Below are 26,035 nucleotides of genomic sequence, written 5' to 3' on the forward strand. Positions count from 1 at the left end.
CACAAGCCGCCTTTTTAAGGCGGCTTTTTTATGCACTTAATTAGCTGGGCAACATACAAAAGGCCTCGCAGCCCAAGAACTTTCCCAGATACTCCAACACTCATTGTTAACGTACCCTTTTGTGCTGAGATAAATTCAAGCTCACTCAAGTCCTTTCTTTTGATATTCGTCGATTGTTAATAATGGCTTTAAGTAAAACAAAAAATACACAATTGATTAACATGTTTGTTTTGGTTAGTCTGGACCTGATTAAAAAACAAACGAGGTGATTTATGAAATCCTATCGGCGATATATACCAGCTGTAGTGGCAGCACTCATGGCGGCGCCCACTGTGACTTGGGCCTTAGACTGCAGTACACTGATGCCATGGAATAGCGATGATGCCTATAACAGTGGTGCTCAGGTTGTATACCAAGACAAAGCATATGAAGCGAACTGGTGGACGCAAAATCAAGACCCAGCCACTCACTCAGGAGACTGGCAGCAATGGCGTTTACTGGGTCAATGCGATGGTGCCAACCAAACGCCAATAGTCGAGCTTACTTCGCCTCTTAACAATAGTTCTTTTGGTGAAAATGACAGCGTTGTCCTTAAGGCGCAAGCAAGCGACAGTGATGGCAGTATCAGCGCCGTTGAGTTTTTCATCAATGGAGTTTCACTGGGTGTCGATAATGCCGCTCCTTTTGAGCTAAATTGGCAAGCCTTGGCTGGAGAGCATACTTTGCTCGCTCAGGCGCGAGATGATCAGCAAGGCGAGGGCGTCAGCGCTGAAGTACAGATTTCGGTGCTCCCCGCTGATGGGAATGCTGCGCCGATAGTGACCTTAACTGCGCCGACGACGCAAACGCAAGCGCGTAGCGGTGAGCAAGTAACCTTGAGCGCTAATGCCGATGACAGTGATGGTGTTGTTACGGCGGTAGATTTTTATGTTGATCAAGTACAAGTTGGTACCGATACTAGTGCGCCCTATTCTATACAATGGCAGGCCGAGTCAGGGCTTCATCAGTTTCAAGCCAAAGCCACCGATGATATCGGTGCCCAGAGTATGAGTGCCAGTGTGCAAGTCAACATTGATGCGGTCGCAGCAGGCATCTGTCAAGGCACGCCTAGTTATGTTGCAGGCACCAGTTATAGCCAAGGGGATACCGTCGAAAATGTTAATCACGCTTATCGCTGTGACGTCGCTGGTTGGTGTTCTTCAAGCTCGGCTTGGGCATATGAACCTGGAGTCGGCCAGCACTGGCAGGATGCTTGGACCGATCTTGGTATATGCGCAATTGCGCCGGATATCACCATTACCTCGCCTAGTGCCAATGCCACTTTATTGCAAGGGCAAAGTACGGTTATTAGCGCCGATGTTAGCGACAGTGACGGCAGTGTCAGTGCGGTTGAATTCTCTGTTGCAGGCAATGTTATCGCCACAGACACGAGCGCGCCTTACCAAACTACATGGCAAGTGCAAGGGCTCGGTGAGACGGTGGTGACCGTTGCCGCTAGTGACAATGAAGGCAACCTTAGCGAGCAGTCAGTGCTGGTCACTGTCACTGATCAGCCCTTGGTGGTGAGCTTGACCTCTCCTGCCAGCGCAGAGCAGCTACGCTTAGGGCAAAGCCTGACACTGGCTGCTGATGCAAGCTCAGCGCTCGGCAGTATTACCGAGGTGAGCTTTGCTGTGAATGGGCAAATCGTTGGCAGTGATAGCAGTGCCCCTTATACGCTGAATTATACCCCCGCGAGTTTAGGCCAGTATGCAGTTAGCGCCCTTGCCAATGACTCTCAAGGTAACAGCGCACAAAGCACGGCCGCGACAATTAATGTGATTGATACCCCAGCGGGGAAAAAACATAAGCTCATCGGTTATTGGCATAACTTCGTTAATCCGGCAGGCTGTCCTATCCCCTTGTCTGATATTTCCAGTGCTTGGGATATCATCGATATTGCCTTTGCTGAGAATGACCGCAATGCCACCGGTAAAGTTGTCTTTCACCCCTTTGAAGAGGATATTCGTTCCGATTGTCCGCCGATAGACCCGGTTAAATTTAAGCAAGACATAAAAGATTTACAAGCACAAGGAAAGGTCGTGGTATTGAGCCTTGGCGGCGCCGAAGGCACGATTACCCTAGAGACGGATAGTGATGAGGCGAACTTTGTCGCCAGTTTGACCAACATCATCAATGAATGGGGCTTTGATGGCCTAGATGTCGATTACGAGAGTGGTTCCAACCTGGTTCATGGCTCACAGATCCAAGCGCGTTTAGGACGTGCCCTAAAGCAAATTGAGCAAAACATGGGGGGCGATATGTATCTTACAATGGCTCCGGAGCACCCTTATGTTCACGGGGGCATGGTCGCTTATTCTGGCATTTGGGGGGCGTATATTCCGCTCATTGACGATGTGCGCGATACCCTGGATTTACTCCATGTGCAACTCTACAACAATGGTGGATTACCTAATCCTTATGAGCCGGGCTCGGCACCTGAAGGGTCGGTCAACATGATGGTCGCGCATGCGAAAATGTTGATAGAAGGATTTACCCTTGCTAATGGTCAACAATTTGCGCCGCTACGTGATGATCAAGTCGCTATCGGTCTGCCGTCTGGGCCGCAATCGGCTAATTCAGGGCAAGCACCCACGCAAAACATTATTGATGCGTTGGATTGCTTAACCAAGGGGCAAGCATGTGGCACCATTACACCCAGTAACCCATATCCACACTTTGGCGGGGTAATGACCTGGTCGATAAACTGGGATAAGTACGATGGTTACAATTTCTCTGGTCCCATTGGCGATAAACTCACCCAGATGAACAATGGTCAATAACCCTGAGATATAAAAAAGCCCGCTTAATTGCGGGCTTTATCGTTTCTATAGCAGCTCTTTTAACCGGTATAACAACTCATGAGCCTGACGCGGGCTTAGATCGTCGGGGTTAATATTACTGAGCTCATTTTCAACCTCACTGGGCTCGGGCTCCGCCAATAAATCCAGCTGCGCTTGTGTGCTTGAGGTGTTGGCGTTAATTGCTGGTTGTTGCTCTAATTGTTTGAGTTTGCGTTTAGCACTGTTGATCACCGCCTTAGGCACGCCCGCTAATGCCGCGACCTGTAAGCCAAAACTCTTACTTGCAGGGCCTTCTAAGACTTTATGCATAAAGGCAATGGTATCGTTGTGTTCAATGGCATCTAAGTGCACGTTTACCAACCCTGATTCATGCTCGGCAAGCTCTGTAAGCTCAAAGTAATGGGTGGCAAATAAGGTTTTGGCATTAATTTTGTGAGCCAGGTAATCTGCCGTGGCATAGGCGAGCGACAAACCGTCATAGGTACTGGTACCGCGACCAATCTCATCCATTAACACCAGCGAGTGGGCCGTGGCATTGTTTAAAATGGTGGCTGTTTCGGTCATCTCAACCATAAAGGTCGAGCGGCCAGAGGCGAGATCGTCGCTGGCACCGATACGGGTGAAAATACGATCGACCAAGCCGATTTGCGCCTGTGCCGCTGGCACAAAGCTGCCAATATGAGCCATTAACACAATCAGTGCCGTTTGGCGCATATAGGTTGATTTACCGCCCATATTCGGGCCGGTTATCATCAACATTCGGCGTTGATTATTGAGCTCCACCGGGTTGGCAATAAAGGGGTCTGTCATCACCTGCTCAACCACAGGGTGACGTCCTTCACTGATGGCGATGCCGTCGCCTTCGTGCAGCTCGGGTTTTGCGTAGTTGAGCGTCTGCGCGCGTTCAGCTAGGTTATTCAGAACGTCTAATTCACTTAATGCCGCCGCCAATTGTTGCAATGCATCCAGGTGCGGGGCAATGAGGGTGAATAGCTCATCATAGAGCTGCTTTTCCAGCGCCAGCGCTTTAGTTTGGCTACCTAGCACCTTATCTTCGTGCTCTTTGAGCTCGGGGATAATATAGCGCTCGTTATTTTTTAGGGTCTGACGGCGGATATAGTGGCTTGGCACTAAGTGAGAGTTGGCGCGGCTGATATCGATATAAAAGCCATGCACCTTGTTGTAGCCAATTTTCAAAGTACTAATACCGGTGCTCTCGCGCTCTCGCTCTTCCATGGCGGTGAGCACATCGGTGGCCCCTTGCGAGAGATTACGCCAATGGTCGAGCTCATCATTGTAACCCTCAGCAATGACTCCACCATCGCGGATCAACACCGGTGGGTTATCAACAATGGCGCGTGTCAGTAATTGAAGTAGTTCATCATTGGGATGACTGGCGGTGGCAATTTGTTTTATCCGCTGGCACTGACTGGTCGCTAACATATTCTGTAGCTCAGGCAGTTGCTCCAGCGCTGCGCGCAAGCGAGACAGATCGCGTGGACGCGCATTGCCTAGCGCTAATCGGGCAACGATACGCTCAACATCGCCTACAGCACGCAGCAGTGGCTGCAACTCCATATGCCAGGCTTGGTCGATGATGGTGCTAATGGCATTAAGACGAAGGTTGAGCTCCTTGCGACAGCGAATAGGGTTATGAATGCGACGTTTCAATAACCGCGAGCCCATAGGCGTTGCTGTTTTGTCGAGCACGGCCGCGAGAGTGTTTTCCAAACCGCCACCAAGGTTTTGCGTCAGCTCAAGGTTTTTGCGCGTGGCGCTGTCGAGTACCACGGCCTGCGTATCTTGCTCGAGACTAATGCCTTTAATATGGGGCAGGGCGGTACGTTGCGTGTCTTTGACATACTGTAATAGGCAGCCAGCGGCAGTCAGTGCTAACTTCGCTTCATGAACACCAAAGCCAATCAAGTCTTGGGTGCCAAATTGCTGACATAGTGCGGTAACGGCAGTATCTAAATCGAATTCCCATTCCGGGCGTCGACGAGTGCCTTTAATATGCTCTATAAGCGCCATATCAGCAAAGGTTTCTGGATAGAGCAGTTCGGCCGGGTTAAGGCGTTGCAAAGTGGATTTAAATGCGTCATTGTCAGCACATTCAACGACATTAAAGCGTCCGGAGTTGATATCTAAATAGGCAACGCCAAAACGGCCTTGTGGGTTTTTATACACACTGACTAATAAGTTGTCTTGACGCTCTTTTAGTAGCGCTTCGTCGGTGATGGTGCCCGGGGTGACAATACGCACGACTTTGCGCTCAACCGGGCCTTTGCTGGTTGCCGGATCGCCCACTTGTTCGCAAATGGCCACCGACTCACCGAGCTGTACTAGGCGAGCGAGGTAGTTTTCCACCGCATGGTAGGGGACACCAGCCATGGGAATAGGTTCGCCGCCGGCTTTGCCACGATAGGTCTGTGATATATCAAGTAACTCGGCGGAGCGAATGGCATCATCAAAAAACAGCTCATAAAAATCGCCCATACGATAAAACAGCAAAATATCGGGATGTTGCGCTTTTATTCGCAGGTATTGCTGCATCATCGGGGTTTGTTGTTTTATATTATCTTCACTGTAGAGATTTGCTGACATGCACGCACTCGAATAAGGATGGTTATGAATTTACAGCACCAGTCAACGAACAATACGAAAACCCTTGCTGCCCAGCTCGGCGCTATTCTAGCGGATAAGCAGATGATGATCACTACCGCTGAATCATGCACCGGGGGGGGCATTGCTTATGCCATTACCGATACCCCCGGCAGCTCGCGTTATTTTGCCGAAGCGATGGTGACTTATTCCAATGAAGCTAAGCACGAGCGCTTGGGCGTGAGCAAGCAAACATTGGCCGATTATGGCGCGGTAAGTGAACAAACCGTGCGTGAAATGGCTATTGGCGCAGCACAAGCCGCAGAGGCTGATGTGGCGGTAGTCACGTCAGGCATTGCCGGTCCCGACGGCGGCAGTGATGATAAACCGGTGGGACTGGTGTGGTTTGCGGTGTTCTTTAATCAGCAGGTGAGCGTGCAACAGCAGGTATTCACCGGCGATCGCGCGTACGTGCGCGAGCAAGCAATAGCTCAAGCTCTGGCGATGACGGTAAAAATTATAGAATCTGCTTGATACTGTAATTCCATACAGTATACTAAGACACATTAAGCCAGCGTGTGGCACAGAACGATTTTGGAGAACAGCATGAACGATAACAAATCAAAAGCCTTAAGTGCAGCGGTTTCGCAAATTGAGCGTCAATTCGGTAAAGGCTCAATTATGAAGCTCGGTGATAGCCAGGCTTTGGATATTGAAGCCATTTCTACCGGCTCACTGGGAATCGATATCGCTCTAGGTATAGGTGGTTTGCCGACCGGGCGTGTTGTTGAAATTTATGGCCCAGAATCATCAGGTAAAACAACCCTTACATTACAAGTCATTGCTCAAGCTCAGCGCGACGGTAAAACCTGTGCTTTCGTCGATGCCGAGCATGCCCTAGACCCTGTCTACGCCGAAAAGCTGGGTGTTAACGTTGAAGAGCTACTGGTTTCGCAGCCGGATACTGGTGAGCAAGCGTTGGAAATTTGTGACATGCTAGTACGCTCAGGCGCCGTTGATGTGGTCATTGTTGACTCGGTCGCTGCACTGACACCAAAAGCTGAAATTGAAGGCGAAATGGGTGACAGCCACGTCGGCTTGCAAGCGCGTTTAATGTCACAGGCGCTGCGTAAGTTAACGGCAAATATCAAACGCTCAAACACCTTGTGTGTGTTTATCAACCAAATCCGTATGAAGATTGGTGTGATGTTTGGTAACCCTGAAACCACTACCGGTGGTAATGCTCTGAAATTCTACTCGTCTGTACGTTTAGATATTCGCCGTATTGGTTCAGTGAAAGACGGTGATGAAGTGATCGGCAACGAGACCCGCGTCAAAGTAGTGAAAAACAAAGTGGCGCCGCCATTTAAGCAAGCCGAGTTTATCATCATGTATGGTGAAGGTATCTCCAAAGAAGGTGAGCTGATTGATTTAGGCGTGAAGCACAAGCTCATTGAAAAGTCCGGTGCTTGGTACAGCTACAACGGCTCTAAAGTCGGCCAAGGTAAATCTAACTCTATTAAGTTCTTAAAAGAGAATGTTGAGATTGCCAATGAGATTGAAGGTAAGCTACGGGAAATGTTGCTGCTTAAAGCAACCATTAAACCTGAAGACGGTGAAACCAACCCGCTAGCTGCTGAAGCGCAGAGCGAGTAAGAAAGAATAAGAGTAAGCGAAACCAGCCTAAGGGCTGGTTTTTTTATGGCTGTAGTTTTATTGCTGGCACGCCTGCCATAATTTTTATGCCTGGCTTTAAGACTAATAGCCAGGCATAAAAAAACGCCAAACACAGAGTTTGGCGTTTTACTGCTTAACTAAGACAGGGAATTAAAGCTGCCAGTTAATAGAGAAGGCATAGTGACGCGGAGCACCGTAATAGCCCTGGGCCCAGTAAAGGCTGTGCAGGTACTTTTCATCGGTCACGTTGTTAACATTAAAGGTGGCACTGATGCGCTCAGTCACTTGGTAAGTGGCCACTAAATCAAGTAAGCCATACGCACCTTGTGTCGTCACTGTAGGAATAGTGCCATTGCTTTGCACTCGTGACGTTTTGGCTTGCCAGCGATAATTGGCACCCAAGCTTAAACCCTCAATTACAGGGACCTGATAATTCAGCGCCACTTTAACTTGGTCTTCTGGGGTGTAATCACGAACTAGCTTACCTTCATTGACGTCATCACCGGCTTCAATATCCACATGGCTGTAGCTGAAGCTAGCACTTAAGTCATCAGTGAGACGACCACTGAGTTCAAGCTCGTAGCCATCGCTATTGATCCCTTCAGCAGCGTAATAAACCGTGTTGTCAGGAGTTGAAAGAGCGGTGTCAGGCAAGGCAATACCGTCTTGCAGAGCATCGAAAATAGCAAAAGTGGCAAACAACTGACCATCTAGCAACTGTGCTTTAATCCCCAGCTCTTTACTCTCACCGGTGATTGGGTCTAAAGCCATGCCTGTTTGATCTTGCTCTGATTGTGGCGCAAAGGTTTCAGTGTAGCTGGCATACACGGTGTAATTCTCTGCAAAGTCGTAGACAGCACCAATATAAGGAATAAACTCTTCTGAGCTGTTCACTTTGGAATTACCGTAAGATAGGCCCTCAGAATCCCACTCGGTATAACGACCACCAGCAAGAATGGCTAGAGGCTCAGTGATTTTGAAGCGTGCCGACGCGTAAGCAGATTTTTGGTCAGCCTCGACCTTAGAGCCGTTGTAAGCATCCTCGAGTGTGGGAACAGGTGCGTTACCTTCAAAATCCTCCAGTGGTGGCATCGCCGGGAAGCCATTGCCTGTGGTGTAGTCGTAAAGTGAACTATCTTGGTAGTTCATATCGGCGCTACTGACACCAAACACTAAGTTATGAGTTTGTCCAAACAGCGAGAAATCACCTGTGGCGTATAAATCATAAAGGTTTTGCTGATCTTTATAGTCGTATTCACTGGCGTAGCCGGTTAATCCCAGCCCGGTTTCAGCGCTTGGGGTGCCGTAGACATAAAATAACTCGGAGTCTTGCTCATTGGTCATGTGCGCGTAGCGAGCGCGTATAAACCAAGAGGTGCCCAAACTTTGCTCCAGTTCAACAAAAATATGTTCGTTATCGTTATTCCAATAAGACCAATCAGCGGCCGTGCTTGTGGATACGTCGAAGTCAGTCGCAGTGCCATCATCATAAAACAATGGCAAGGCTCCCCAAAGAGGGCTATCGGCATCTTTTGACTGACGAATATAATTCACTGATACCTTAGTGCTGTCAGTGAGCTGACCTTCATAGGCGATGTAACCCAAGGTTAAATCTGTGGCGTAGCGGTCCAAGTATGAATCTGAACGCTGCTTAGTGACCACTGCGCGCATTGCGTGGTTATCAGTTAAGGCGCCAGAAACATCCACCTCTAAACGATTTTTATTCCACGAGCCAACAGATGCAGAGGCACTGGCTTGAGTCGTATAGGTAGGCTTTTTCAGTACCATGTTGACGGTCGCTGCAGGAGTACCCGCGCCAGTCATAATACCGTTGGCACCACGGACAATCTCAATGCGATCGTAAATAGAGGTATCAAGGGTACCATGCACATCACCACCATCTTGAGGGATACCTAAACCATCAACTTGGAAGTTAGTGATATCAAAACCACGGGCTTTAAAGTAAGTACGGTCTGTTTCGATTTGCTCAACAGTGACACCCGGCGTTGACTCTAATACAGCGTTAATATCGTCCAGTGAAAAGTCATCCATTAATGCACGAGACACCACAGATATAGACTGGGGCGTTTCTTTAATGGTGATGCCGAGTTTAGACGCCGAGTCCGCTTGTTCGGTGATGTAGTTTTTATGGTGCTGACCATACACGGAAACACGTTCAATATCTTTGTCTTTTGCTTGCTCAGCAAAAGCTGAAGTACTCAGGGCAACGGCGCAAAGCGTTGCTATTTTACTTAAAGTGAAGCTTTTCTTAGACATAATCTTTTAGCACAGAGAGTTAAAAATCGTGCATAGACTAATCTAAGTGAGAATGATTTGCAAACACACTTTTGTTGCGAAAAATAAAAAGCCGCTCTCAATAAGCGGCCAAAGTTATCTAACGTCTGCAGAGCAAGGCTCTCGCTTAAAGCTTAAACCCTATTAAAACGCATATTTTGCAGAAAACTGTAAGCGGTCCAAGTCACCATCGGCGCCGCTTTCGGTTTCTCGCTCTGCGTGTTTAAACTCAACTCCGAAGGTGAGCTTCTTAACCGGCGAGTACAGTAAGTTGGCACTGTAACTGACGCTGCTTTCGGTAGGGTCGCCACTGAAGGCGAGTAAATCGGTATTGTTATCAGCGCTGAAGAAGGAATAAAGGAAGGTCGACCTAAAGTGATTATTCCAATGGTGCTGATAGCCAATAAACCCTGAGGTTGAGTCAATAGCATCAAGTTCATCGCCATCGAATACCGCACCATGGGCGACGTTAAGGCCAACATAACGACCCAATCCTTTGCCTTGAGTCAGCATAAACTTAAGGTTGTCAGAGCCGAGATTCACGCGCCCTGAAACACTCAACCCAAACGAGGTTTCGTCTTCATCAAAGCCGTTTTGCTTGTATGTTAGCTGACGCGCCAACGCAGTAACAGCAATATGGCCCCAGTCCGCTTTGTGATTATAGCGGGCAGTGAAATCAGGCATGCTGGCATCGTCGGTTTCTACTCGAGCGCCATTGACGGTGATAGAGCTTTCTGGGTTTTCGGCCGAAAATGCCCAATTACCCACGCTATAACGGACTTGTGCCTGACGGGCGAACACCGTGCCCTCCGCTGGGCCAACAAAATCAAGTGTTTCTGGCAACGCACTGACGTTTTGGAAATTAGACCATGCTTGACCAAACAACCAGCCATCGTAGGTAATAAAGGCTTGGCGTAGACGCGGTGAATAGGAGTTGGTGACACGTTCGTTGCCTCCAATAGAGCCGATAAAATCTAGCTCGATTTTAGTTTTTACTGTTTTTCCGTTACTCACTTTGGTACTGGTACCAAAATTAAAACGAGATTGGCGGGCATGCATATCAAATACTGCATCGGTATCTGCGTCTGGCCCAACAGTGGTGGTACTGGGAACATAAAAGTCACGGCCAATACTGACGCCAGAAATGGTGCCAGCGGAGTAATCACTCCACATGGCATCAACTTTGACGTAGCCGCCATAGCTAATATCGGTGTCGCCAATCGTGGCCGCGTGAGCACTACCCACTACCGAGCCAAGCGCAGCGCACACCGCCATAAATGTTTTTGTTAGTCGTTTTTGTGTTGTCATAATGAAGTTGTCCTGTTGCAAGCTAGCTATGAAAACATGGTCGTTGCCATGATTTTGAGCAATTACCTATTGGTCTTACGACTAAGGTATAGCCGAACTCTGAGTATGTGGTTAGTTAACTTGCTGAGTGTAGGCAGGTTTGTGGCCAATTTGTGGGATTTCATACTAAGGTCTAATACTGAAACATTCAGCCCTGAGTAATGCTGTGGGCAAGCCTACAGGCAACAAAAGATATGGAGACGGTTATGTCACAGAGCATTTATCCGGTTTTTGATAACATCAGAAACAACGCACTAGTCGATAACGAAAAATACAAAGCACTATATCAGCAGTCCATAGATGACCCCGACGGCTTCTGGGCCGAACATGGTAAGCGTTTGCACTGGTATACCCCCTATACAAAGGTAAAAAATACCTCTTTTGATAAAGGCCATATCAGCATCAAGTGGTTCGAAGACGGGCAACTCAATGCATCGTATAATTGTATTGATCGTCATTTAGAACATAAAGCCAATAAGACTGCATTGATTTGGGAAGGAGATGACCCGAGCCAAAGCGAGCATATTAGCTACCAGCAATTGCATGGTGAGGTGTGCAAACTGGCTAATGGCCTGCGCAAACTAGGCGTTAGTAAGGGCGATCGTGTGGCTATTTATATGCCGATGACGCCGCAAGCTGTCTACGCGATGCAAGCATGCGCGCGCATCGGTGCCGTGCACTCGGTGGTGTTCGGTGGTTTCTCGCCTTCTGCAATCGCCGATCGCATCAACGACAGTGGCGCTAAAGTGGTGATCACCTCAGATGAGGGTCGCCGTGGCGGTGGCACCGTGCCATTGAAGGCCAATGTCGATGAGGCCGTGAGCCAAGAGTCAGTGACTACGGTCGAGCATGTTATTGTGCATCAACTTACCGGTGGTGACGTGCAGTGGCACAGTCACGACCTGTGGTGGCATGATTTAGTCGCTGATCAGCCTAGCCACTGCGAGCCGGAGGTGATGGACGCTGAAGATCCTTTATTTATTCTTTATACCTCAGGCTCCACAGGTCAGCCTAAAGGGGTCGTGCACTCTACGGGCGGTTATTTGGTGTATACCTCCATGACTCATGAATATGTGTTCGATGTGCATGATGACGATGTCTACTGGTGTAGTGCTGATGTTGGCTGGATTACTGGTCACAGCTATATTGCTTATGGGCCTTTGGTTAATGGCTGTACACAAGTGATCTTTGAAGGAGTGCCGACCTACCCAAGTGCAGGGCGCATGGGGGAAGTAGTCGACAAGCATCAAGTGACGATTCTGTACACCGCGCCTACAGCCATTCGCGCGCTGATGGCAAAAGGTGATGAACCCACCGCCAGTTCAACACGCTCATCATTGCGAGTATTGGGTTCGGTGGGTGAGCCCATTAACCCTGAGGCCTGGGCATGGTATTACGAAAATATTGGTAATAGCCAGTGTCCTATTGTGGATACTTGGTGGCAAACCGAAACTGGCGGCATCATGATCACGCCGCTGCCGGGTGCAACCGACATGAAGCCTGGCTCAGCGACGCGACCTTTCTTTGGTATTGCCCCAGCACTTTACGATGCCGAGGGAAATAACCTTGAGGGTGCGGTTGACGGTAACCTTGTTATTCTCGATAGCTGGCCGTCGCAAGCACGTACTGTATACGGCGATCACGAGCGTTTTGAGCAAACCTACTTCTCAGCCTATCCAGGGGTGTACTTCACCGGTGATGGTTGTCGTCGTGATGAGGATGGCTATTATTGGATCACCGGTCGCGTAGATGATGTACTTAATGTGTCAGGTCACCGCTTAGGTACCGCAGAAATTGAAAGTGCCTTGGTGGCGCACGAGGCTGTCGCCGAGGCTGCCGTTGTTGGTTATCCACATGACATTAAAGGGCAGGGGATTTACGTTTATATTACCCCGAACGATGGCGTCCAGGTGAGTGATGAATTGACTAAGGAAGTGCGGAACTGGGTGCGTAAAGAGCTTAGCCCCATTGCCTCTCCGGATATGATTCAATGGTCACCGGGACTACCTAAAACCCGCTCAGGTAAAATTATGCGTCGTATTTTGCGTAAAATTGCAGCCAATGAGCACCAGCAATTAGGCGATACCTCGACGCTTGCGGATCCTGGTGTGGTGGACGATCTCATTGAAAACCGTCTAAATCGTTAATTAGGCGTTAAGAACTTGATTAACGAACGATTCTAAACGTAGACTATCGGCTGTCATCAAGCGATGACGGCCGATTTTTTTAGGAGCACAGCATGAGTCAGTTTTTAATCGCGGACGATCACCCATTATTTCGTGAAGCATTAAAAGGGGCACTGACAAAGCAGTTTACCCCCCTAGAAGTATTTGAATCTGATACCTTCGACAGTACCTTGGCGGTACTCGATGCGCAGCCAGAGCTAGACATTTTATTGCTGGATTTGCATATGCCCGGTAATGGCGATTTGTATGGCTTGATCCGCATCCGTGAGGATTACCCTGACCTTCCTATCGCTGTGGTTTCTGGCAGTGAAGATTTACATATAGTATCAAAAGTGATGGGCTACGGTGCCATGGGCTTTATTCCCAAATCATCTTCGGCACAGCAAATTGCTGATGCTATATCGCACATGTTAGAGGGCGATACGTGGCTGCCTGAGGAGATCAAAGACAAGGTCGAGGCGATCAGCGGTGAGGATAAAGAACTGGCGGCTCAGGTCGCTTCATTGACACCGCAACAGTATAGGGTGTTAAGCTACTTGCACGAAGGTTTGTTGAATAAACAAATTGCTTATGAGTTGAATATTTCTGAGGCGACAGTGAAAGCGCACATTACGGCGATTTTCCGCAAGCTCGGTGTCTATAATCGTACCCAAGCGGTGTTAATTGCCTCAAAGCTACAGTTGGAGCCTCTTGAAAATCAAAGCGAATAATCGCCACTGGAGGAACTATGAGCGCAATTACGGATCTGCATACGTTGCTAGCTAACCTTGAGCCACAATTACAGCCCCAAGAGTATGTTTTTTGTTGTGTACCGGGGTTGTTATCTGATTATACTCAGCTTAATCCCCTTGCTGTGTTTAGTGAAAAAGAGGGTATGACGCTGGTACTTGAGGTCAATGCGGCGCAACAAGCTGGTTTTGATAGTGCCACTACCCACCGGCAGATCACCCTGAATGTTCACTCTGCTTTAGATGCAGTGGGCCTCAGTGCTGCCGTTGCGGACACCTTAGCTGCGGCGGATATCAGTGCCAACATTATCGCTGCGTTTTATCATGATCACGTGTTTGTTCCCAGCAACAAGGCCGAGCAGGCATTATCGGCGCTGCAAGCGCTGAGCGCCGATAACCAGTAAAGCTTAGTCAAATACCACCGTTCGGTTACCATTTATGAAGAGCTTGTGCTCGGCGGCAAGCTCAAGCGCCTTACAAAATACCTGCTTCTCTACGTCGCGGCCTTTTTTAGCCATACTCAAGGCGCTGTCAGCGTGAGTCACCGGCGTGACCTGTTGCATAATAATGGGGCCTTCATCAAGTTCATCAGTAACAAAATGGGCTGTGGCGCCAATGATTTTAACGCCACGCTCAAACGCTTGATGGTATGGCTTAGCGCCAATGAAAGCAGGCAAGAAAGAGTGGTGAATATTGATTATTCGACCACTAAAACGGGCGACAAATTCGGGGCTGAGAATACGCATATATTTGGCAAGGCCAATCATGTCCGGGGCATACTCGGCGATTTTATCGCCAACTAAAGCATCATGCTCATCACGGCTTAGGCCTTCATGGCTAATACAGTGAAAAGGCACATTAAACCCAGCAGCTAGAGGCGCGAGGTCGGGGTAGTTGGCAATCACTGCCTGCACTTCAATATTTAATGCCTGCTCGAAGCACTTAAGTAACACTCCACCAAGGCAGTGCGCTTCTTTGGTGGCCAGCAGCACCACCTTGGTTGCTTCACCGCCATGCAAGGAAAGCGTAGAACCACTGGGCAGCGATGCCTGCAATTCGGCTAGTAAATCAAGGTTATCAAAGTTTCCGTCCAGCTCAGTGCGCATAAAGAAACGCCCATGCTGCTTATCAACAAATTCGTTGTTGCGGGTAATATTCAGGTTATGCTCAAAACACAGCCCGGTAATTTTCGCGATTAACCCCTCTTCGTCGGGGCATTGCGCCAATAGTACTTTTTTCATTCCTCATTCCTAAAGTGTGAACACATTAGGCATTATGCCCTAAAGAGAATGATTTAACAGTGCCTTTAACTTTGCGGGTTTTACTGGCTTAGAAAGATAGTGAACACCCGCTTCTTTCGCTTTTTGTTTTACTTCGTCATCGCGTACTGCGGTAATTAAAATAGCCGGTATGGGGCCACGCAGGGCGCGTATTTTTTCGATAAGACTTAAGCCGTCTTCATCATGACCAAGTTGATAGTCCATTAGAATCACATCGATAGCACCCCCGTTTTGCACCCATTCGAGTGCTTGCTCGCCACTGGAGCAACCGTGGCTGTTGGCACTCCACTTATGTAATAGGTGGGTCATCGCGGTGATGTTTTCAGCTTCGTCATCAACGACCAGTACATCATAATGAGCTTGTGCGCGGGCACCGGTGTGTTGCTCTGTAGGGCTGCTGATACGCTGTGCGTTGCCATAAGGAACTTCTACCTTAAAGCAGCTCCCTTGGCCTAAGGTGGAGCGCATTGTCAGCCGGTGTGAGAGCAGCTCTACCATGCGCTTGACAACGCCGAGGCCGAGGCCAACGCCTTTATTATCGCCAGATTCAACGCGATAAAAGTCGTCGAATATCTTTTTTTGTTCACGCTCGCCAATGCCCAGTCCGGTATCCCATACCTCAATACTTAAATGGTGTTTACGGCGACGACAAGCAATAAGCACCTTGCCGCGCTCGGTATATTTAACGGCATTAGAAAGTAGGTTTTGTAGAATTCGGCGTAAATAAGTGATGTCGCTATGAACCACATCATTGCGCGAGCGCAAGGTAATTTCGAGGCCCTTATCGGCGCATAAAATGGCGTATTCATTGACCAGCGGCGCTAATATATCGTCGATATGAAAATGCTTCGGACTGGGGGTCATCGCGCCTTGGTCGAGTTTGGCAATATCGAGCAGGGCTGACATCAAATGTACGGTGCTATCAAGGCTATCGCCGAGTTTATCTAAGCTACTGGCGTTATACGGGGTTAATGTTTGCTCATCAATAGCCGCAAGGTAGAGGCGCGCCGCATTCAGCGGCTGCAAAATGTCATGGCTGGCTAGAGCCAGAAAGCGGGTTTTACTATCATTGGCGCGCTCAGCTTCTTGTTTGGCCGCTTTTAGGGCTTGCTCGGTTTGCTCCCTGCTGGCCATTTGTGTTTTCAGATCTTGGTTGATTGCGCGGATCTCTTGCGTGCGCGCTTCAATGCGATTCTCCAAGTCCATGTTCACTTCTTCCAGTGCGTTTTGTGTTGCCATGTGTGCGGTAATATCTGAAAAGCTGGTCACAAAACCACCGTCTGGCAGTGGGTTTCCTATCATTTCATACACCTGACCGCTGCGCCGATGGCGAATGAAGTGATGTGAGCTGCCATTACGCAGGTGGCGGACGCGCTTTTCCACATGATGCTCAATTTCCCCCGGGCCGCACTCGCCACGTTGCGCATTGTAGCGAATCACTTCTTCAATCGGTTGGCCTTGTTGTAAGAAACCTTCGGGATAGTTAAACATTTCGGCATAACGCTTGTTCCACGCGACTAAATTTAAGTCTTTATCGACCACTGAGATGCCATGACTAAGGTTCTCTAAAGAGGTAAAGAGTAAGTTTTGGTTAAACCGCAACGCCTGGGTGGTTTCATCAAAGAAGTTGACCACCTCCTCAAAGGCTAATTGCTTACCGCTGGCCACCGTTTGTATCAATGCTTGCGCCGACGATGCCCCCAGTACCCCGGTAAGAGCGCGCTCACAATAAGCAATAAATTCATTGGAGGGTTGGGCATTATTGTCATTGAGCTCGTCGTTGGCTTGGTAGTGGCTTAATACTTGGCTACTGCGCTGGGCGCCTAAAAAGGTTTGCAGCAGCACCTTAAAGTCATAAATCGTGGCATTAACGTGTTTGTTTAGTCGCTTGGCGAAGTTAAGCTGCTCTTTGGGGTTCACAAAAGCGGCGGCCTGAATACGGTCTATCAATCGCTCCTGAGCTCCAAGAGAGAAGCTGATATAACAACAGATGTTAGCGAATAGCGCTATCAACGTTCCTTGAGTAATCAATTCTTGCTGCGCGGTGCTATCTAACACTGTGGGAGTGTTCATAATGGGCAGCATCAAAAACAGCATCCAGCAGATCACCCCGGCAGTCAGTCCGGCATACACGCCATATGCATGGCCTCGGCGCCAGTATAAGCCGCCAACAATAGCCGGAAGCAACTGAGTTACCAACGAAAAAGCAACCAACCCCATAGACGCTAACGTTTCGCCGTGACCAAATACTTGTTGGTACAGGTAGGAAAGCAGCAGGATGGCGGCAATAGTAAAGCGCCTGACTAACAAGATGCGGGCACGATAACTGCGGTTAATTTGGTTGCGGCGAAACTTACGCTTGAGTATCAGTGGCAGCACCACATCGTTAGACACCATGGTGCTTAGTGTCAGTGTCGCCACTACAATCATCGCGGTCGCGGCCGATAGTCCACCGATAAACACGAAGGTAGTGAGTAACCAGTGTCCAGTACTTAACGGAAAGGCGAGAACAAAGCTATCAGCACTGTGCCCGTGGCCGATTTGCGGCATGATGGCGGCGCTGGCGATGGGTAGGATCATAGCGCCAATAAGCAAAAGGTATAGAGGAAAAGCCCAGCGTGAGGTCTTTAAATGACGAATGTCCTGATTATCAACCACGGTGACGTGGAACTGACGTGGCAAGCAAATGATTGCAGCGGCGGCCATCAAGGTTTGACCGATAAAGCCAAAGCTGAGCATATCGGAGCTTTGCCAATGCTGCCAGATTGCGTCAAGGGAGACAGAACCGGGCAACGAATAAAGGGTGTACACCGCAAGGCCAGCAACGAAAATGAGCGCCAGCAACTTTATCAAGGATTCAAACGCCACCGCAAGCATCAGTCCCGAGCGGTATTCGGTGACATCGACCTTGCGGGTACCAAAGAAAATGGCAAAAACGGCCATGATTAGCGCACCACTAAGCGCCAATATAGTGCCGGATACCTGAGCCCCGCCGGGGAGTAACAAAAAGCTGCTGGAAAGTGCCTTAAGCTGCAACGCAATGTAAGGAATGGTGGCCATCAGCGCGATAAACGTGACTAAGATAGCGCTCAGTTGGCGCTTGCCATAGCGCGCAGAGATAAAATCGGCAATGGTGGTGATATTTTGTTTTTTACTGACCAATACCAGTTTGCGTAAAAAGCCCTGACAGAAAATAAACAATAACGCCGGGCCCAGCAAAATAGGCAGATAGCTCCAACCGCTGCTTGCCGCTGTGCCCACTGAGCCATAATAAGTCCACGAGGTGCAATAAATCCCCAAAGACAGTGCGTACACAAAGGGGTGGTGACTAATGTATTTGGCCCAAGGCGTAGTTTTGTCGCCCCAATTTGCCAGCCAAAACAGCAAAGAGATGTACACCAAGGATACGAAGATAAGAGCGAGGGTCATAAGCCGCAGCGTTATTGTTATTAGTAGCAAATACCATAGCAAACCCACAGCCTATTTAGCAGTGATTTTTAAGTGCTCAGCGCATGCGACTTAAGGTTATTAGACTAATGTATTAAGCCCTTGTTCACCTTCGAAAAACGTCCTGAGTTTATCTATATCAAACTCTAACTTCATGAAAATTATAACTTTATTTTAAATTGTGTTCTCGGCGTTATTGACGTTAAGTTTTTGTTACGACTAAGGTCTGAATTTCCTCTGGCGCTGGCATTGCTAGATTCAAAAGTGATGATAACAACCAGTCATACTTTTAGTGTGACGTGAAGGGGATACAAAAATGGCTTTTAAAGATGCAGATCACGCTAAAGCCTATTGGAACGAAAACCTCAGTCTAGTGTTTAAATTGCTAGTGGTGTGGTTCGTGGTTTCATTTGGCTGTGGCATTTTGCTAGTCGACGTACTCAATGAGGTGCGTTTCTTCGGGTTTAAACTGGGTTTTTGGTTCTCGCAACAGGGCGCCATTTATACCTTTGTGGTTCTTATTTTTGTCTACGCACACAAAATGAATGCGTTAGATAAAAAATACGGCGTAGACGAATAAGGAGCGCAGTGATGGATGTTCAAACGTTAACTTTTTTAATTGTTGGCCTTAGCTTTGCCATGTACATCGGTATTGCTATTTGGGCTCGAGCGGGCTCAACCAACGACTTCTATGTAGCTGGGGGCGGCGTACCACCTTTGGCAAACGGAATGGCAACCGCTGCAGATTGGATGAGTGCTGCGTCGTTTATCTCCATGGCGGGGATTATTTCTTTCGCCGGCTATGATGGTGGCGTGTATTTAATGGGCTGGACCGGCGGTTATGTGTTACTTGCGCTGTGCCTTGCGCCTTATCTTCGTAAGTTCGGTAAGTTTACCGTGCCGGACTTTATTGGCGATCGCTATTACTCACAAGCGGCGCGTATGGTGGCCATCTTCTGCGCTATCTTTATTTGCTTTACCTACATCGCAGGGCAAATGCGTGGTGTGGGCGTGGTATTCTCACGCTTCCTTGAAGTAGACATTGAAACTGGCGTCTACATTGGTATGGTGATTGTGTTCTTCTATGCCGTATTAGGCGGTATGAAAGGCATCACTTACACCCAAGTAGCGCAGTACTGTGTCCTTGTTTTTGCTTATTTGGTTCCGGCAATCTTTATCTCACTGATGATGACTGGTCACTTGCTGCCACAAACTGGCTTTGGGGCGACACTGAGTGATGGCTCGGGAGCTTATATGCTCGATAAACTCGATGGCCTCAGTACCGAGCTCGGGTTTGCGCAATACACCGAAGGCTCCAAGAGCATGATTGATGTGTTCGCTATTACCGGCGCCTTAATGGTTGGTACTGCGGGCTTGCCTCATGTCATTGTTCGCTTCTTCACTGTACCTCGAGTGCGTGACACCCGTATCTCTGCGGCTTGGACTTTAGTGTTCATTGCCATTGTGTATACCACGGCACCGGCAGTTGCGTCTTTTGCGCGTGTTAATATGATTGACACTATCAATGGCAAAGATGGCAGCGGAACGCTCTACAGCGAAGCCCCAACCTGGATTAAAAACTGGGAAAAAACCGGCTTAATCACGTTCAATGACAAAAATGATGACGGCCGCATGTACTACTCAGCAGGGGATGTTAACGACCCAAGCAGTGCCAACGAGGTGAGTGTCGATCGCGATATTATGGTGCTTGCTAACCCAGAGATCGCTGATTTACCGGCCTGGGTTATCGCCTTGGTTGCAGCCGGTGGTATTGCTGCGGCATTGTCGACTACTGCGGGTTTATTATTGGTCATTTCAACCTCGGTGTCCCATGACTTGTTGAAGCGTACCTTGAAGCCAAATATCAGCGACAAGCAAGAGCTACTGGCAGCGCGGTTAGCGGCAATGGTGGCCATAGGCATTTCCGCTTACTTTGGCATCAACCCGCCCGGGTTTGTGGCATCGGTGGTGGCCTTCGCCTTCGGCTTGGCAGCGGCCAGCTTCTTCCCTGCGATTATCATGGGCATTTTCTCTAAGCGCATGAATAAAGAAGGGGCGATTGCCGGTATGGTAACGGGCATCGGCTTTACCGCTGCGTACATCATCTACTTCAAGTTTATCAGCCCCGACCTAAATAGTGCCGAGCACTGGTTGTTCGGTATCTCCCCTGAGGGCATTGGTTTGCTCGGTATGGTGGTGAACTTTGTGGTCGCCGTTGTGGTTCAGCGTATGACTGCTGAGACACCAGAAGAGATTCGTGAGATGGTCGAGGGGATCCGGAATCCGAAAGGATCAGGTACCGCTCACGCGCACTAATGTGTGAAGCACACAAACAAGCCCAGCCTTAGACCAAGGTCGGGCTTTTTTTGTCGCTGTTTTCGGCCTAGATTTAAGCTATATGCAGGATGCGGTGTTTTTCTATGGTTGGCCAACACGCTGATAAATAGGTAGACACAGCAGTGATCAGTTGAGGTGTGGATAGTGAGCCCACAGCATCAAGATATTATCGATTTTGTCATTGAACAGGCCCCGTTTAATACGTTAGCGCGCTCTGCCTGTGAATACTTTTGTCATCACCTTGAAGTTATTTATGTCACGCGAGAGAACCAGCATCAGTGGCTTGATTCTGACGACCCAAAACTATTTCTTATTCGCAGCGGTAGCCTAGAAATCGTCGCACCAAGCGGAGAAGCGGTCGCGCGCTTAAGTGCGGGTGATTACTTCGGCTATCCATCGCTACTCAGCGGTGAGGCCATTAAAAACCGTATCGAGATAAAGCAGGAAGCTCTGGTATATATTCTCAGTCAGTCCAGTTTTGATTATTTGCGCCACGAATATAAACCCTTTGAGCAGTACTTTGTCCGTGCACACTCGAATCGCCTATTGTCATCGAAATATCAACACCACAGTGATAGCTGGTCAGAACGTAAAATTGCCGAGCTGATGACTCGCCAAGCCGTTACTCTGGGTCCTGAGGCCAGTATTAGGCTGTGTGCACAACTGATGAGTGACCAGCGGGTGTCATCGATTATGGTAACTCATAGCGAAGACACTAAGTTGCTCGGGGTGGTCACCGATCGCGACTTGCGCACTCGAGTTCTGGCGGCGGGGGTGGACCCGGAGCAACCTTTGCAAGCCATTATGACCGCCCACCCGAAATACATTTTCGAGAATAACCGGGTATTTTCGGCTATGCATTTAATGCTCAAGCACAATATTCACCATTTGCCGGTACTGAACGAGGCGCATCAGCCGGTGGGCATGGTGACTGCGACCGACTTGTTACGGCAGCAAAAAAGCGATCCCGTGCAGCTCATTGGTCGCATTTATAAGGCGGCGGGGGTTGCCGATTTAAAACGCTATGCCGGTGAGGTACCGAGTCTACTCGATAGCTTTGCTTATCATATTGAAGACACCACCTTGGTGGGTAAGCTACTTAGTGGTATTAGTGATGCGTTGACCACGCGATTGATTCAATTATACCAACAACGCCATGGGGATGCGCCTAAGCGTTTTAGCTGGATTTGCTTCGGCTCACAAGCACGGGAAGAACAAACGCTGCGCTCTGATCAAGACAATGGTTTGCTGTTGCCCGACCAATTGAGCAATGCTGAGGCTGATTATTTTCGCGGTATGGGCGAGTTTGTGTGTGAGCAGCTCGATGTTTGCGGCATTGTCCGCTGTCCAGGGAACATCATGGCCAGTAATCCGCAATGTCGGCTATCGATATCGGCCTGGTTAGATAAGTTTGCTCGCTGGCTCGGCAGTCCCACGCCCGAGGCCATGCTCAACTGTAAAATCTTCTTTGATATTCGCTTTATCACCGGCTCCAGTGATTTATTTGCGGCATTTACAACGTCGCTTGGCAAGCAAAACCGCGATCAACTTTTTTACCGTGCCTTGGCCAGTGAGTTGAACCAAAATTCGGTGCCTATCGGCCTGTTCCATCAACTAAAAACGCAAACCGATGCCCAGCATCACAAGTTTATCGATCTGAAAAAACGCGGCATTGTGATTATTAACGACATTGTTCGCCTGTATGCACTGCAAGAGGGTATCCGCAGTGCCAATACCCTAGAGCGCTTAGATGCACTGATAAAAACTCGGCAGTTATCGAAAAAAGACATTTTTGATTTAAAAGACTGCTGGCGCTATTTAACGCAATTGCGTCTTAAAGCGCAGCTGGATAAAGAGCCGGTGCCGAGTAACTGCATTAACCCCGATACTTTAACGTCGCTCGAGCGCCACCAACTTAAAGAGGCATTTTACTTGGTGCGCCAAGCCCAGCAGGCGGCGAGCTTTAAGTTCGCGCGAGGGAGTTTGTAATTATGACTTACGCATGGTGGCAAAAGCTCAAAGCGATGTTTGGCCAAGACCATTTTGGCTTTGCTGATAGTTGGCATCGTCATCGATATGTGGTGGTGGATTTAGAGCTAACAGGGTTAAACCCTAAGGAGCATGAAATTGTATCCATGGCGTGGGTGGTGATCGAAAATCAACGTATTTGCCCGCGCCAAAGTGCTCATATGTTGCACAGTGGGGTGTCGCAGCTAGCGCAGTCGCCCATTTATCACGGTATCACCGCCTCGCGTTTAATCAGCGAGGGCGATTCCATGGCGGCGATACTGACCGCCTTTGATGCTGCCTGCGAAGACAGTATTTTAGTGTTCCATAATGCCTTGCTCGATGAGCGTTTTTTGCGTTGCGCTTACAAACAGCAGGGGCAAAAGTTTCGTTACTTAACGTTGGACACCCTGAAAATTGAGCAACGCCGTTTAGCGCGGCAGGGCACGGAAGTGGCGCTTGATGCATTATCGCTCAGTGCCTGTCGGCGTCGCTACCAGTTGCCGGTTTATCGGGAACACAATGCGTTGAGTGATGCGTTGGCCACTGCGGAATTGTTTCTTGCCCAAGTTAATCACATGAGTCGGCAGCAAAGGCTGCCGCTCAGCGCGTTGATTACTGCTGGTTAATTAAAGGCAGTTCGGCTTGTTGCCATTTTAAGAAATCACCCTCTAAGTGGTATAGCTGTGTAAAGCCTTGCTCTTTAAGCGCCTCCAGAGCAATACCTGCGCGACGACCACTGCGACAATACACCACAATGGCTGTGTCTTTGTTGAGTGTGGCGCCATTTTCAACAATCTCGCTGTGGGGGATGTTTACCGCGCCTTTGATATGTCCTTGCTGATACTCTTGTTTTGAGCGCACATCAAGCAGCGTCATTGGGGTGGCACTGAACCTATCCGCCATCAGTTGTTGCTGCGTAACCGTCTGTGCTGACTCAGCGTGCAGTGCGGGTGCAAAAACCAGGGTGCACAAGACGAAGGCCAGCGATACCCCGAATGCAGTAAGTTGTGATGCGATTGTTTTTATCATAATAGCCCCTGTTGTTGGCGTGATTAGTCGTTTACAAAGCGATGGCACCCAGTGTGTATGACCTAATCCACTTCGGCACAACGCGTATCGTTAAGGGTGATCATAGTCGCGAGCATCCACTGGCTGCAAGGTTTTCAGCTTCCCGCCAGCACAATCACCATTTATGTATACGGCTACCACCACCGTGTTGAGCAAATGTTTCCCTTGATTAGCCATCGCTTGGTATTGTTGTTTCGTGTTAATATAGCCCCATTTAAAAGCATATAGCGGCTGATTCTGAGCAGCGGCTTGTTATACTATCACAGTTGTTTTTTATAAAAGAGTGAGTCGTCGTGGCTGAAGTAAGAGCTAGGGTCCAATTAAATGTGGGCAAAAACAGTGATATCCCGGCAGAAATTGTCTCATTTTCTGGGCTAAAAGATGGCCAAGAGCATGTTGCACTAATTTTTAATGAGGCGGACAAGCATCAGCAGACACCGCTTATTCGCATGCACTCTGAGTGTTTAACCGGCGACGTTTTCCACTCCAGTCGTTGTGACTGCGGTGAGCAGCTCAATGAAAGTATCGAATTAATGCACCAACAGGGCGGAATATTGTTATACCTGCGTCAAGAGGGGCGAGGCATAGGGTTGTACAATAAGCTCGACGCCTATGTTTTACAGTCTCAAGGTATGAACACCTATGAGGCCAACAACCACTTGGGCTTTGCTGATGATTTGCGTGAGTTTTCCGATGCGGTACTCATGCTTAAGGCGTTGGCTGTGACGCAGGTCAAACTGATGACTAATAATCCTAAAAAACTCAGTGCGTTAGCTGATAATGGCATCGATGTGAAAGCTGTCGTGGGCACGTCGGCGCATATTAAGGTGGGCTTAACGGGAAACCAAGCATACTTAGAAACCAAAATTAAGCATGGCTCGCACATGCTCGATATCAAAAAAATACAAAAACCATAAAGCACGACGCAAAGAAAGAGGAAACGCAGTCATCATGGCTATAGAAATTCGCGTACATAGCGCCAAAGCCGGCGGGCGCTGGATAAAGCAGGGATTGGATATATTTGCCAAGCAGCCTTTCACCTTTATGTTTATGTACTTGCTCATTGCTGTTTTAGGGTTAGTTGGGCTGGTGGTACCGCTGTTGAAAATTCCAGCAGCACTGGCGACGCCTTTTCTAATGGCTGGTTTTTATCAGTCAGCACTTGCGCGCCAGCAGGGGAAAAACGTTGCCTTTGCCGACATCATCGATGTGTTTTCACAAAAAGGCCGACGGATGGGCTTGTTCCGGGTCGGCTTGTACCAAATGGGTGCGGGGATCTTACTAGGCTTGCTAGCTAGCGTGTTATTTGCGGATATGGCTGCGGTGGTGAGTGACCCGAACATGAACCCAGAGCAGGCGCTACAGCTATTAGCACAAAGCCTGTCATTTCCTTCGTTAGCCTTGTTCCTGGTAATAACCAGTATTTACCTGTGCGCCTTTGCATTTGCCATACCATTAGTGTTTTTTGGCGGCCACACGTCGATGTGGGCGGTGATGAAAGCCAGCTTGATGGCGTTTTATCATAATGCCGCAGCAATGACGGTGTATGGGCTTATTATGGGTGTTTTGATGCTGTTGTGTGCAGTATTGTCCTTTATTCCTCTTCTGGTTCTAATGCCGATTTGCTACATTAGCCTTCTGGTGGCGTTTCAGGCGATTTTTGCGCCGCAACTGGGCGAGCAGGATGCACCCACAGCGCAGCATGTTAATGCTATTAGCGACACCACCGACAATGGTCGATTTGACGCCTAATGGACGATAGCGAAAAGCAAAAGCAAAAAAATTACGTTCTGTGGCTGTTAGGACGACAGGACTACAGCCGCAAAGAATTAGAGCGCAAGTTAAGCCAGCGCCAAGTGCCGCAGGCGTTTAGCTGCGAATTACTGGACTGGTGTGAGCAACATGGGTTTTTAGATGACAACCGGTTTTGTGCCGGTTTTGTCCGTCGCGCAGCGGACAAGCGCCATGGCCCGCGACGCATTATGGCTGATGCGCAGCAAAAGGGGCTGGCAAAAGAGCAAGTTAGCGAAGCCATTGATGCCTTAGACATAGATTGGTTTGAACTCGCTCTAGAAGCTTATACCCGGAAATTCCGGACAACAGATAAACAATTAGATTACAAAGAAAAAGCTAAGCGCATGCGTTATTTAACAGCGCGTGGGTTTGACTACCAACAGATAGAATTTGCACTTGCAAGTGAAGCGAATGACGAGTGA

The 26,035-nt window shown here is 48.8% G+C and carries 19 protein-coding genes; 13 read left to right on the forward strand and 6 right to left on the reverse strand.

What is annotated here, in order from left to right; all coding sequences use genetic code 11:
• The first annotated feature begins 317 nt into the window (after window positions 1-317).
• Window positions 318-2,822, forward strand: coding sequence for an Ig-like domain-containing protein (locus tag W04_RS09670; RefSeq protein ID WP_231658102.1), 2,505 nt, complete (start codon window positions 318-320; stop codon window positions 2,820-2,822).
• A gap of 45 nt (window positions 2,823-2,867) precedes the next feature.
• Here W04_RS09670 and mutS read toward each other — a convergent pair whose 3' ends face one another.
• A complete protein-coding gene (gene mutS, locus W04_RS09675) occupies window positions 2,868-5,447 on the reverse strand; it encodes a DNA mismatch repair protein MutS (protein ID WP_053910684.1) in 2,580 nt (859 codons plus the stop codon).
• A 24-nt stretch (window positions 5,448-5,471) separates the two neighbouring features.
• Here mutS and W04_RS09680 point away from each other — a divergent pair, with 24 nt between their 5' ends.
• Window positions 5,472-5,978: a CinA family protein gene (locus W04_RS09680; RefSeq protein WP_053910685.1), complete on the forward strand. Its 507-nt coding sequence runs from the start codon at window positions 5,472-5,474 to the stop codon at window positions 5,976-5,978.
• A gap of 72 nt (window positions 5,979-6,050) precedes the next feature.
• Window positions 6,051-7,100: a recombinase RecA gene (gene recA, locus W04_RS09685; RefSeq protein WP_045978513.1), complete on the forward strand. Its 1,050-nt coding sequence runs from the start codon at window positions 6,051-6,053 to the stop codon at window positions 7,098-7,100.
• Between the two features lie 171 nt (window positions 7,101-7,271).
• Here the strand turns inward: recA and W04_RS09690 are convergent, their stop codons facing one another.
• Both W04_RS09690 and W04_RS09695 read right to left on the reverse strand, forming a co-directional pair.
• Window positions 7,272-9,398, reverse strand: coding sequence for a TonB-dependent siderophore receptor (locus W04_RS09690; protein ID WP_053910686.1), 2,127 nt, complete (start codon window positions 9,396-9,398; stop codon window positions 7,272-7,274).
• 162 nt (window positions 9,399-9,560) lie between these two features.
• Window positions 9,561-10,724, reverse strand: coding sequence for a DcaP family trimeric outer membrane transporter (locus W04_RS09695; protein ID WP_053910687.1), 1,164 nt, complete (start codon window positions 10,722-10,724; stop codon window positions 9,561-9,563).
• A 245-nt stretch (window positions 10,725-10,969) separates the two neighbouring features.
• Between W04_RS09695 and acs the strand changes: the two genes are divergently transcribed.
• The 3 genes from acs (at window position 10,970) to W04_RS09710 (ending at window position 14,081) form a co-directional block, all read left to right on the forward strand.
• Window positions 10,970-12,910 carry an acetate--CoA ligase gene (gene acs, locus W04_RS09700; RefSeq protein WP_053910688.1) on the forward strand — a complete coding sequence of 647 codons (1,941 nt, stop codon included), beginning with the start codon at window positions 10,970-10,972 and terminating at the stop codon, window positions 12,908-12,910.
• A 92-nt stretch (window positions 12,911-13,002) separates the two neighbouring features.
• Complete coding sequence (locus tag W04_RS09705) at window positions 13,003-13,659, forward strand: response regulator transcription factor (RefSeq protein WP_045978517.1); 657 nt, start codon at window positions 13,003-13,005, stop codon at window positions 13,657-13,659.
• A gap of 17 nt (window positions 13,660-13,676) precedes the next feature.
• Window positions 13,677-14,081, forward strand: coding sequence for an ACT domain-containing protein (locus W04_RS09710; protein ID WP_053910689.1), 405 nt, complete (start codon window positions 13,677-13,679; stop codon window positions 14,079-14,081).
• A 3-nt stretch (window positions 14,082-14,084) separates the two neighbouring features.
• Here the strand turns inward: W04_RS09710 and purU are convergent, their stop codons facing one another.
• Window positions 14,085-14,918, reverse strand: a complete 834-nt coding sequence (purU, locus tag W04_RS09715) for a formyltetrahydrofolate deformylase (protein WP_022946947.1) — start codon at window positions 14,916-14,918, stop codon at window positions 14,085-14,087.
• A 39-nt stretch (window positions 14,919-14,957) separates the two neighbouring features.
• Window positions 14,958-18,386 carry a PAS domain-containing hybrid sensor histidine kinase/response regulator gene (locus W04_RS09720; RefSeq protein ID WP_053910690.1) on the reverse strand — a complete coding sequence of 1,143 codons (3,429 nt, stop codon included), beginning with the start codon at window positions 18,384-18,386 and terminating at the stop codon, window positions 14,958-14,960.
• A gap of 334 nt (window positions 18,387-18,720) precedes the next feature.
• On the opposite strand from W04_RS09720, the gene W04_RS09725 reads away from it, so the two are divergent.
• The 4 genes from W04_RS09725 (at window position 18,721) to W04_RS09740 (ending at window position 23,377) form a co-directional block, all read left to right on the forward strand.
• A complete protein-coding gene (locus tag W04_RS09725) occupies window positions 18,721-18,984 on the forward strand; it encodes a DUF4212 domain-containing protein (protein ID WP_022946945.1) in 264 nt (87 codons plus the stop codon).
• Window positions 18,985-18,995: 11 nt separating this feature from the next.
• Window positions 18,996-20,720, forward strand: coding sequence for a sodium:solute symporter family protein (locus W04_RS09730; protein WP_022946944.1), 1,725 nt, complete (start codon window positions 18,996-18,998; stop codon window positions 20,718-20,720).
• Between the two features lie 165 nt (window positions 20,721-20,885).
• Window positions 20,886-22,730: a DUF294 nucleotidyltransferase-like domain-containing protein gene (locus tag W04_RS09735; protein WP_053910691.1), complete on the forward strand. Its 1,845-nt coding sequence runs from the start codon at window positions 20,886-20,888 to the stop codon at window positions 22,728-22,730.
• A gap of 2 nt (window positions 22,731-22,732) precedes the next feature.
• A complete protein-coding gene (locus tag W04_RS09740) occupies window positions 22,733-23,377 on the forward strand; it encodes a 3'-5' exonuclease (protein ID WP_022946942.1) in 645 nt (214 codons plus the stop codon).
• Here the strand turns inward: W04_RS09740 and W04_RS09745 are convergent.
• On the reverse strand, window positions 23,364-23,780 hold the full coding sequence (locus tag W04_RS09745) for a rhodanese-like domain-containing protein (RefSeq protein ID WP_053910692.1): 417 nt from the start codon (window positions 23,778-23,780) through the stop codon (window positions 23,364-23,366). The two genes, W04_RS09740 and W04_RS09745, sit on opposite strands and share 14 nt — an antisense overlap.
• A 332-nt stretch (window positions 23,781-24,112) precedes the next feature.
• On the opposite strand from W04_RS09745, the gene ribA reads away from it, so the two are divergent.
• Genes ribA through W04_RS09760 form a run of 3 tightly spaced genes read left to right on the forward strand, consistent with a single transcriptional unit; the run spans window position 24,113 to window position 26,035 of the window.
• Window positions 24,113-24,736 carry a GTP cyclohydrolase II gene (gene ribA, locus W04_RS09750; RefSeq protein WP_022946939.1) on the forward strand — a complete coding sequence of 208 codons (624 nt, stop codon included), beginning with the start codon at window positions 24,113-24,115 and terminating at the stop codon, window positions 24,734-24,736.
• A gap of 34 nt (window positions 24,737-24,770) precedes the next feature.
• Window positions 24,771-25,571, forward strand: coding sequence for a BPSS1780 family membrane protein (locus W04_RS09755; protein WP_053910693.1), 801 nt, complete (start codon window positions 24,771-24,773; stop codon window positions 25,569-25,571).
• Entirely contained in the window at window positions 25,571-26,035 is a 465-nt protein-coding gene (locus W04_RS09760; RefSeq protein WP_022946937.1) for a regulatory protein RecX, read from the forward strand. The genes W04_RS09755 and W04_RS09760 overlap by 1 nt, the downstream gene beginning before the upstream one ends.

The sequence above is a fragment of the Pseudoalteromonas sp. SW0106-04 genome (genome assembly GCF_001293805.1).
GTDB lineage: Bacteria > Pseudomonadota > Gammaproteobacteria > Enterobacterales > Alteromonadaceae > Pseudoalteromonas > Pseudoalteromonas ruthenica.